The sequence below is a fragment of the Burkholderia sp. Ac-20353 genome, from assembly GCF_017104785.1.
Taxonomy (GTDB): domain Bacteria; phylum Pseudomonadota; class Gammaproteobacteria; order Burkholderiales; family Burkholderiaceae; genus Burkholderia.
In genome coordinates this window covers 1-9126 of sequence record NZ_JAAGPL010000278.1, presented here as the reverse complement: position 1 = coordinate 9126, position 9126 = coordinate 1, and the positions used below count along the sequence as shown (strand labels likewise).

Sequence of the window (9126 nt, the reverse complement as noted above, 5' to 3'; positions counted from 1 at the left end):
GGCCGGGCGCCGGGCGCGAGCAGATCGTCGACGCGGCCGTGTCGGCGCCGCTGCCCGCGTTCGCGGACCAGCAGCGCGCGGCCGGCAGCGGTTTCCGCGTTGGCCAGCAGGTGTTCCACAACAAGTTCGGCGAAGGCACCGTCACCGCGCTCGAAGGCAGCGGCGCGGATGCGAAGGCCCAGGTGAAATTCAAGCGGCACGGCGAGAAATGGCTCGCACTCGCGGTCGCTAAACTGCAGGCGGTTGAATGAGCGCATACATGAGTTCTGCAATGTCCACCCGGCCGCTCGGCATTCTCGCCGCGCTGCCCGAGGAACTCGGCGACCTGATCGCCGAAATGCGTGCGGAGGGCGTGGTCAAGACGATCACGTTCGGCCGCCGCGACTATCATCTCGGCACCGTGCACGGCGCCGCGTGTGTCGTCACGCTCGCACGGATCGGCAAGGTCGCGGCCGCCGCGACAGTCAGCGCGCTGATCCATGTGTTCGGCGTCGCGGGGATCGTGTTTACCGGCGTCGCCGGCGGTGTCGCGCATGCGGTGCGAGTCGGCGACGTCGTCGTCGCGGACACGCTGATGCAGCACGATCTCGACGCGTCGCCGCTCTTCCCGCGCTACGAGGTGCCGCTGCTCGGCATCACGCATTTCGAGACCGATCCGGGGCTGACGGCCCGGCTGAAGGACGCGTGTGCGCAATTCATCGCCGAGGAGGGCGGCGTGCTCGCCGAGCGCTTCCGGCTGGCCGGCGCGCAGATGCGCAGCGGGCTCGTGATCAGCGGCGATCGCTTCGTGTCGAGCGAGCGCGAAGTCATCGCGTTGCGCGACGCGCTGCCCGATGCGCTGGCAGTCGAGATGGAAGGCGCCGCGATCGCGCAGGTGTGCGCCGAACACGACGTGCCGTTTGCGCTCGTGCGCACGATCTCGGACACCGCCGACGATCACGCAACCCAGTCGTTCTCGCACTTCCTGTCGGCGATCGCGGGCACCTATTCGTCCGGCATCCTGAAGCGTTTCCTGAAGCTGCATGCGGCGACGGCGGCCTGAGCGCCGCCGTCGTCGTTCCCGCTGTCGTACCACGCCGTCGTATTCTTCGTACGTTCACGAGCATGACCCCGGCGCGCATCGTCGCGCGCCGGGGCAGCGCATCTCACATCACGCGTTCTTCGCGCGCCGGCTTCCTTCGAGATCCGGCAGAAACACCGTCAGCACGCCGATGAGCGGCAGGAACGCGCACACCTTGTAGACGAACGTGATGCTCGTCGCGTCGGCGAGCTGGCCGAGCACCGCGGCGCCGACGCCGCCGAGCCCGAACGCGAAGCCGAAGAACAGCCCGGCGACCGTGCCGACCTTGCCGGGCATCAGTTCCGTCGCGTAGACGAGGATCGCCGCGAATGCCGACGCGAGCACGACACCGATGATCACGCTCAGCACGCTGGTCCAGAACAGGTTCGCGTACGGCAGCAGCAGCGTGAACGGCGCGACGCCGAGGATCGACACCCAGATCACGTACTTGCGGCCGATGCGGTCGCCGACCGGCCCGCCGATCAGCGTGCCGGCGGCCACGGCCGCGAGAAACACGAACAGGTGGAACTGCGCGGCCTGCACCGACAGGTGGAACTTGTCGATCAGGTAGAACGTGAAATAGCTGTTGATGCTCGCGAGATAGAAGTACTTCGAGAACACGAGCAGCACCAGCACGCTCATCGCGGCCATCACGCGGCCGCGCGACAGCGTCGCGTGCGCCGCGTGCGCGGCCTTCTTCCGGACCGACGGATGTTTCTTGTACCAGTGGCCGATCTGCGTGAGCACGACCATCGCGACGAGCGCGGCCGCCGAGAACCAAGCGATGCTGTGCTGGCCGTGCGGAATCACCACGAGCGCGGCGAGCAGCGGCCCGAGTGCGGAGCCCGCGTTGCCGCCGACCTGGAACACCGACTGCGCGAGCCCGTGCTGGCCGCCCGACGCCATCCGCGCGACGCGTGACGATTCCGGATGGAACACCGACGACCCGCAGCCGACCAGCGCCGCGGCCGCGAGCAGCACCGGGAAGCTCGGTGCGACCGACATCAGCAGCAGCCCCGCCAGCGTGAAGCCCATCCCGATCGGCAGCGAGTACGGCTGCGGGCGCTTGTCCGTATAGAGGCCGACCACCGGCTGCAGCAGCGACGCGGTGATCTGGTAGACGAGTGTGATCAGCCCGATCTGCGCGAACGACAGCGCGAACTGGCTCTTGAGCATCGGATAGATCGCGAGGATCAACGACTGGATCATGTCGTTGAGCATGTGCGAGAAGCTGATCGCGCCGAGCACCGGGTACGCGATGCGGGCCGCGGGGGCGGTGGGCGCGGAGACGGGCGGTTGGGCGGTGGCCTTCGTGGCCTGGCTGGCGGCACGCGTGTCGAGGCTGGTTTCCATGTGAGTTGAGCGAGTAGAGGTTGGGGTGCGCTCTTGTGAAACGGCGCGCTGGAATCGTTGCGGCGTCAAAGGAGTGTAATGTGGCGCATCACGAATGTCCGGCCAAGTTTTGTCGCGAATCGGCCATCGCTGCTGCAAATCGGCCGTCGTCACCGCAAATCGATATTTGCCCGACTTTTTGGCCGGCTATAACGCTGGCGGCGCGCTGCCGAAGCCTCAGCGCGCGGCGTCGTGCCGGATGCGCGTTTTACCGGACTCAAGTAAAGCGGCCGGCCGCCGTAGAACTGACGCAATCACCATAACAACATGCCGAACCGCGCCGGGCCGGACGCGCGGGCACGGCAGCCAGCGGATGACGCCGGAACCGATCTTTCCGGCGGCGTGAACAACACGGGGACATATCGATGAAAGCAGCTTCACTGCGCCCGCAGCCGGGCGCTTCGGCGGTCGTGACGGACGGCGGCGCCGCGCGCGCCGCCACGCGCGCACGCCAACCCTGGAGCGTCAAGGCGACGCTGCGCGCCGCGTTCGCGGTGCTGCTGGCCGGCACGCTCGCGATCGGCGTGTTTTCGCTCGCGCAGATCAACCGGCTGAACGGCTCGATCGCGTCGGTCTACGAGCAGGGGCATGTTGCGAGCCGCGCGGCGGAAGAGGTCCGGGCCGAGTTGCTGCGCGCGAGCCGCGCGCAGAAGTCGCTGCTGACCGCGACGACCACAAAGGAACGCGACGAACTCGGCGCGGAGATCGACGCGGGACTCGCGTCGATCGGCCGCGCGCTCGGCACGCTGCAGCGCTACGCGGATCCGGCGGACGCGGACGATTCGACGCGGCTGCGCGCGTTCACGTCGGCGGTCGGCACGTGGAGCGGCCATCTGCGCGATTTCGTGACGCTCGTGCGCGCGCAGCCGCTCGACCTGTCGCAGATGAACTGGCAGGTCGGCACGCAGGACGTGTCGCTGCTCGTCGAGACCGGCAAGCTCGAGAAGCTCGTCGCCGATCTCGTGAAGACGCGCGGTGCCAAGTCGAAGGCGACGCTCGATGCGTCCGCAACGATCTTCTCGTCGTCGATCGCGTTGATCGCCGCGATGACCGCCGCGCTGTTCGTGCTTGCGTTCGTGGTTGCCGAGCGCGTCGTGCGCCGCCTCGTCGCGCAGCTCGGCGGCGAGCCCGCGTATGCGAAGGCGATCGCGGCGGACATCGCGCGCGGCGACCTGACGCGGCCGATCGCGCTTGGCAAGCACGACCGCGACAGCATGGTCCGCGCGCTGTCCGAGATGCAGGCGGGGCTCGCGTCGACCGTCGGCGAGATCGCCGTCAGCGCCGAGGCCATCGCGGCCGCGTCCGGCGAGATTTCGATGGGCAACCTCGACCTGTCGCAGCGCACCGAGCAGCAGGCGGTCGCGCTCGAGCGGACCGCGGCCAGCATGGAGCAACTGACGTCGACCGTGCGCCAGAACGCGGAGAACGCGCGGCAGGCGAGTGCGCTCGCGGCGAACGCGTCGGCGGTCGCGGAAGCGGGCGGCGAAGTCGTCGGCCGGGTGGTCGCGACGATGAGCGAGATCGACGACAGCGCGAAGAGCATCCGCGACATCATCGGCGTGATCGAGGGCATCGCGTTCCAGACCAACATCCTCGCGCTGAATGCGGCCGTCGAGGCGGCGCGCGCCGGCGAGCAGGGGCGCGGCTTCTCGGTGGTTGCCGGCGAGGTGCGCTTGCTCGCGCAGCGCGCGGCGACCGCGGCGAAGGAAATCCGGTCGCTGATCGGCGCATCGGTCGAGCGCGTCGCGAACGGCGCGGCGCTTGCGCACGACGCCGGGCGCACGATGGACGACGTGGTGCGCGCGGTGAAGCGCGTGACCGACATCATGGGTGAAATCTCGGCCGCGTCGAGCGAGCAAAGCGCGGGCATCGACGAGATCGGCCGCGCGGTCACGCAGATGGATGACGGCACCCAGCAGAATGCGGCACTGGTCGAGCAGGCGGCGGCGGCCGCACGCGCGCTCGACGAGCAGGCGCAGTCGCTCAAGGCACTGGTCGGGCGCTTCCGGTACGCGGCCTGACGGGCGCGGCGCGGGGCGGTGCCCGTCGCGCCCGCGCGGTATCGTTCAATAGCGTCAATCTTGTCGATCAGGGACAAAACCCGGCAGCCACGGCGCGCGCGATCTCTTAAAATGCGCGTCGACATGGATTGGGGGCCAGGACCTGCGATGCGCAGTGTGCCGCAACGGGCACGCGCGACGAGCGGGTCGATCGACATAACGATGATCGCTTATCTGACGGGATACCTGTGCATGCTTGCGGCGGCCGCGGCCGGCACCCGGATGCGTGTCGCCGGCTGGCGATGGCTGGCGGCCGGCATTGCACCGGCCGCGGTGATGGCGATGCTGCGCGGCGCGACGGGCACCGACACGGCGTCGTATCTCGACATCATCGAGGGCATCTGGACCGGCAATCCGGTCAAGACTGTGCGCACGCTCGAGCCGGGGTTCGCCTGGCTCGTCCGTGCGCTCGAATGGGTCGGGCACGACCCGCGCATCACGGTCGCGATCGTCACGCTGCTGGTCGTGATCGCGTGCATCGTCGCGTTCGGACGGAGCGACGGCGACGCGCTCGTGTTTGCCACGCTGATATTTCCGCTGTTCTTCTACGACATGGCGATGAACGGGCTGCGTTACGGGCTCGCGTTCTGCGTCGCGAAGATCGCATCCGACGCGTGGGACCGGCGCAGGCACGGCGCGTCGATCGCGCTGGCGGTCGCGGGGACCGGCATGCATATCTCGGCGGTGCTGCTCGTCACGCTGCTGCAGATCCGGCGGATACGCGCGATGCGCTATGTCGGCCTGATGGCCGCGATCGGCATCGTGACGTTCGCCGCGCGTCACAAGGAACTGATGATCAAGTTCGGCACCTATGCGGCGTTTACACCGCCCGCGCAGATGTCGGGGGCGGCGCCGCTGCTGCTCGCGCTGCTGGTGCTCGGTGCGGGCTGGGCCTTGCTCGGACGCATGCCGCGCACGCTCGTGTTCCTGTTCGCGTGCGAGATCGCGAGCTTCGTGCTCGCGCGCATCAGCTACGCGGGCCTGCGCTTCCAGTGGCTCGTGCTGTTCGCGATGGGCTGCCACTTCGTGCCGCTGCTGCGCGTGCCGAACGTGAACCGGCGCTGGGCGATCGTGGCGCTCGTCGTGCTCGGCGCGATCGGCTTCGCGCTGCGGCTGCGCAACATGCTGGCGGAGTATGGGGTCGGCCCGTCGCCGTTCCTGCCTTACCGGTTCTTCTGGGAGTGACGCAGCCGCGCGGAGGGTCCACCGTCCGCCGCGGCTGCGCGCATGACCGTCGTCGTTACGACTTCTTCTGCTTGTTGTCCGGATCGATGACGACCGTGCACGTCGTGCCGGCCGACAGCAGCACGCCGTCCGGCACCTCGTCGATCCTGATCCGCACCGGCACGCGCTGCGCGAGGCGCACCCAGTTGAAGGTCGGGTTCACGTCGGCGACGAGATCGCGGCTTTGCGGATTGTCGCGGTCGTAGATGCCGCGCGAGATGCTCTCGACGTGGCCCTTCAGCACGCCGCCGCTCATCAGCCGCATCTCGGCCGGCGCGCCGACCTTCACGCGCGGCAGCTTGGTTTCCTCGAAATAGCCGTAGACCCAGAACGAGTGGCTGTCGACGATCGCGAGCTTGGCCTGGCCGGCGGTCGCGTAGTTGCCGTTGAACGTCTGCAGGTTCGTGATGTAGCCGTCGACCGGTGCGACGACGCGCGTGCGCTCGAGATTGAGCTTCGCGGCGTCGAGCGCGGCGATTGCCTGCTGGTACTGCGCATCGGCGCTCGATGCGCTGTGCGCGGCGTTCTCGCGGTTTTCCTTCGACACGACGAGCGCATCGAGGTCCGCGCGGCGGGCCGCGTCGTCGCGCCGCATCTGCAGTTCCGCGCGGCGGGCGGCGACGGCGGCCTGGGCCTGCTCGACCGCGATCTGGTAATGCGACGGGTCGATCTGCATGATCAGGTCGCCTTTCTTCACGAGCTGGTTGTCGTGCACGGGCAGCTCGACGATCGCGCCCGACACGTCCGGCGCGACGTTGACGATCTCGGCGCGCACGCGTCCGTCGCGGGTCCATGGATCGTCCATGTAGTGCACCCAGAGCGAGCGCCCGATCAGTATCGCGATGATGAGGATGACGGCTGTCGCGACGAAGCCGAAGAGTTTGCGCAGGATCATGATTGTTCTATATCAACGGTAAACGGCGAGACTCAGTCCGCCGCAGATGCAGACGAGGAGGCAGGCCCGGAACAGCGACGGGTGCCAGACGAGACGGTAGAGCCCGGTGTAGGCGAGCAGGCGGTCGACTGCCCACGTGCCCAGTGCGCCGACGACGAACATCAGCACGACCGTGGGCATGTAGGCATCGAGAATGGCGATTTCACGCGGCATCATGACAAGGTTCCTTGTTGGGGGCGCGCAGCGCGGTCGCGATTCAGCGACGCGAGCGGCGATTCCTGATCGAGCAGCGCGGTGCGCACGAAATGCAGGTGGCTCAGGATCCGCTGCAGCTGGTGGCGTTCGTCGCGCGGCGGCGCGAACGCGACGAGCGCCTGCCGGGTCGCGTCGATCGCGGCCTCGGTCGCGGCGAGCGTCGCGTCGAAGCGGTCCGCGGACGGCTTCGAGAACAGCGCGGCGAGCGCGGTGCGCATCGTCTCGATCGCGCGGCGCCACGGCATCGTGGCCGCGTAGCGCGGGTCGGGCGGCAGCGTCGCGAGCTCGTCGCGCAGGTCGATCGCCGCGTTGCCCGTCTCGAGCACGGCGAACATCCAGCGCAGCGCGTCGCGCTGCGCGTCCGGCTGGTCGGCCGAGATCACGTGCGCCTGGTGCATCAGGTCGCGCGCGCCGCTCTCGAAGCGCGTGCGCAGGCCGGCGAGGCGTGCGTGGCAGGCCGCGACGGCCTGGTGGCGCAGGTCCGCGAACAGGCGCTTCTTCAGCCACGGCGCGGTCGGCGGGAACAGCACCGCGAACGCGATCGCCGACACGAGCATCGACAGCACGAGCGCGAGCGCGTCGTTCATGAAGCCGCTCGGGTCGTAGTGCGTGACGCTGTCCGGGCCGGCCAGGAAGCAGAAGAAGATCAGGTAGCCCATCCCGTAGCCCGCGAACTTCGGCTTCAGCGTCATGTAGATGCCGATCGCGAGCAGCGGCGCGAGCGCTACGCACAGCAGGACGAAGCCGTCGATCCGCGGGTAGATCCCGAACATCAGCAGGAACCCCGTGCAGACCGCGAGGGCCGTGCCGACGGCCATTTGCGCGGACATCGCGGTCGGGCGCGGCGTCGACGACGCGAGCGCGCAGGTCGCCGCCGCCGTCAGCACCAGCGTGACGCCGCTTGGCCATGCGGTCTCGATCCAGAACCCGCCGAGCACGAGGATCACGGTCGCGGTGCGGATGCCCGCGATCAGCGCGGCCGTCAGGTTGGTGCGCGGCTCGTAGCGCTCGATCCAGCGTTCGCGCTCGTGCGTCGCGGTCGCGAGCGACGCATAGGTCGCCGCATACTCTTGCAGATCGGTGATGAAGCGGTACAGCAGCTCGGCGGCCGTGTCGAAGTCGAGCAGCGGGAAATCCGGCTGCGTTTCGAGTTCCGCCCGCGTCGCGCGGATGCGGCGCGGCAGCGAGTCGCACCACGCGAGCAGTTGCTCGGCCGCGTGCTCGGCGTCGGCCGACGTGCGCACGGGTTCGCCGTTGCGCGTGAGCAGCGGCGCGATTTCGCGGAAATACGGCTCGATCGCATTGATCGCAGCGTGCGCGCCGGCCGCGTGCAGCCGGTTCATCAGCTGGTGCAGCGCGTGGAAACGGCTCGATGCGCTCATGAACTCGCTGTTCAGCCGCGCGAGTCGGCCGCTGCGCATGCGCGTGTCGGGGTTCTCGAATACCGCCATGCTGCGCGCGGCCTCGAAGCCGACCACGTCGGCGACGAAGCGGGTATGAATGGTTTCGATGTGCGTGCGGTCGAGCTGGCCGGACAGCGCCGACGCGACGTAGTCGACGAAACTCCCGAAACGCTTGCGCACCGTCGTGCGCATCTGCTCGCCCGTGTACTGCGGAAACACGAGCGCGCTGACGACACCGGCCGACACGATCCCGACGATGACCTCGGAAACGCGCGTCATCGCGCTCATGAAGGCGGTGTCCGGGTGTTGCGACGCGGGCAGGCCGATCAGCGCGGTCGTATAGCCGGCGAGCAGGAAGCCGTAGCTGCGGAAGTTGCGGTTGCGTGCGGCGCCGGCCGTGCACAGCGCGATCCACAGCGCGATGGACAGCAGGAACAGTTGCGGCTGCTGCGGGAACAGCCCGACGAACGTGAGCGTTGCGATGAGCCCGAAGATCGTGCCGGCCACGCGGTAGAAACTCTTCGCGAGCACGGCGCCGCTTTGCGGCTGCATCACGATGAACACCGTGGTCATCGCCGTCTTCGGTGCCGGCAGGTCGAGCCGCATCGACACGCCCACCGAGATGAACGCGGCGAGCAGCGCCTTGGCGAGGTAGAGCCACGCGGCACCGTCGGTGCGCGCCCAGTCGCCGAACGCGGCGTACCAGGCCGACAGCGAACTGCCGGCGTGCGTGGAAGCGGGGGATGAGGCTGACATGGGTCGCGCTCCGCGTTATCGTGCGGCCGGCGTGCCGGTCGCGCTGGCGGTCGCGACCGGCGCGGGCCGGGCGGCCGGCGC

Annotated in this window: 7 protein-coding genes and 1 pseudogene; 4 read left to right on the top strand and 4 right to left on the bottom strand. The window is 68.8% G+C overall.

The window, feature by feature from the left end:
• A pseudogene (locus tag G3N94_RS37630) lies at positions 1-251 on the top strand (DNA helicase II); the annotation flags it as partial.
• Between the two features lie 8 nt (positions 252-259).
• Positions 260-1042 carry a 5'-methylthioadenosine/adenosylhomocysteine nucleosidase gene (locus G3N94_RS37625; protein ID WP_205799294.1) on the top strand — a complete coding sequence of 261 codons (783 nt, stop codon included), beginning with the start codon at positions 260-262 and terminating at the stop codon, positions 1040-1042.
• A 108-nt stretch (positions 1043-1150) separates the two neighbouring features.
• Here the strand turns inward: G3N94_RS37625 and G3N94_RS37620 are convergent, their stop codons facing one another.
• The gene (locus tag G3N94_RS37620; protein WP_205799293.1) at positions 1151-2413 is read right to left on the bottom strand and encodes an MFS transporter; all 1263 of its coding nucleotides are present in this window, start codon (positions 2411-2413) and stop codon (positions 1151-1153) included.
• 404 nt (positions 2414-2817) lie between these two features.
• Here G3N94_RS37620 and G3N94_RS37615 point away from each other — a divergent pair, with 404 nt between their 5' ends.
• Together G3N94_RS37615 and G3N94_RS37610 are read left to right on the top strand one after the other, a co-directional pair.
• A complete protein-coding gene (locus G3N94_RS37615) occupies positions 2818-4473 on the top strand; it encodes a methyl-accepting chemotaxis protein (protein ID WP_205799292.1) in 1656 nt (551 codons plus the stop codon).
• A 201-nt stretch (positions 4474-4674) separates the two neighbouring features.
• A complete protein-coding gene (locus G3N94_RS37610) occupies positions 4675-5697 on the top strand; it encodes an EpsG family protein (protein ID WP_205799291.1) in 1023 nt (340 codons plus the stop codon).
• Between the two features lie 55 nt (positions 5698-5752).
• Here the strand turns inward: G3N94_RS37610 and G3N94_RS37605 are convergent, their stop codons facing one another.
• The 3 genes from G3N94_RS37605 to G3N94_RS37595 are packed head-to-tail and all read right to left on the bottom strand — an operon-like array spanning position 5753 to position 9045.
• Positions 5753-6631, bottom strand: coding sequence for an HlyD family secretion protein (locus tag G3N94_RS37605; RefSeq protein ID WP_205799290.1), 879 nt, complete (start codon positions 6629-6631; stop codon positions 5753-5755).
• Between the two features lie 12 nt (positions 6632-6643).
• Complete coding sequence (locus tag G3N94_RS37600) at positions 6644-6847, bottom strand: DUF1656 domain-containing protein (protein ID WP_205799289.1); 204 nt, start codon at positions 6845-6847, stop codon at positions 6644-6646.
• Positions 6844-9045: an FUSC family protein gene (locus G3N94_RS37595; RefSeq protein WP_205799288.1), complete on the bottom strand. Its 2202-nt coding sequence runs from the start codon at positions 9043-9045 to the stop codon at positions 6844-6846. The genes G3N94_RS37600 and G3N94_RS37595 overlap by 4 nt, the downstream gene beginning before the upstream one ends.
• Between the last annotated feature and the right edge of the window lie 81 nt (positions 9046-9126).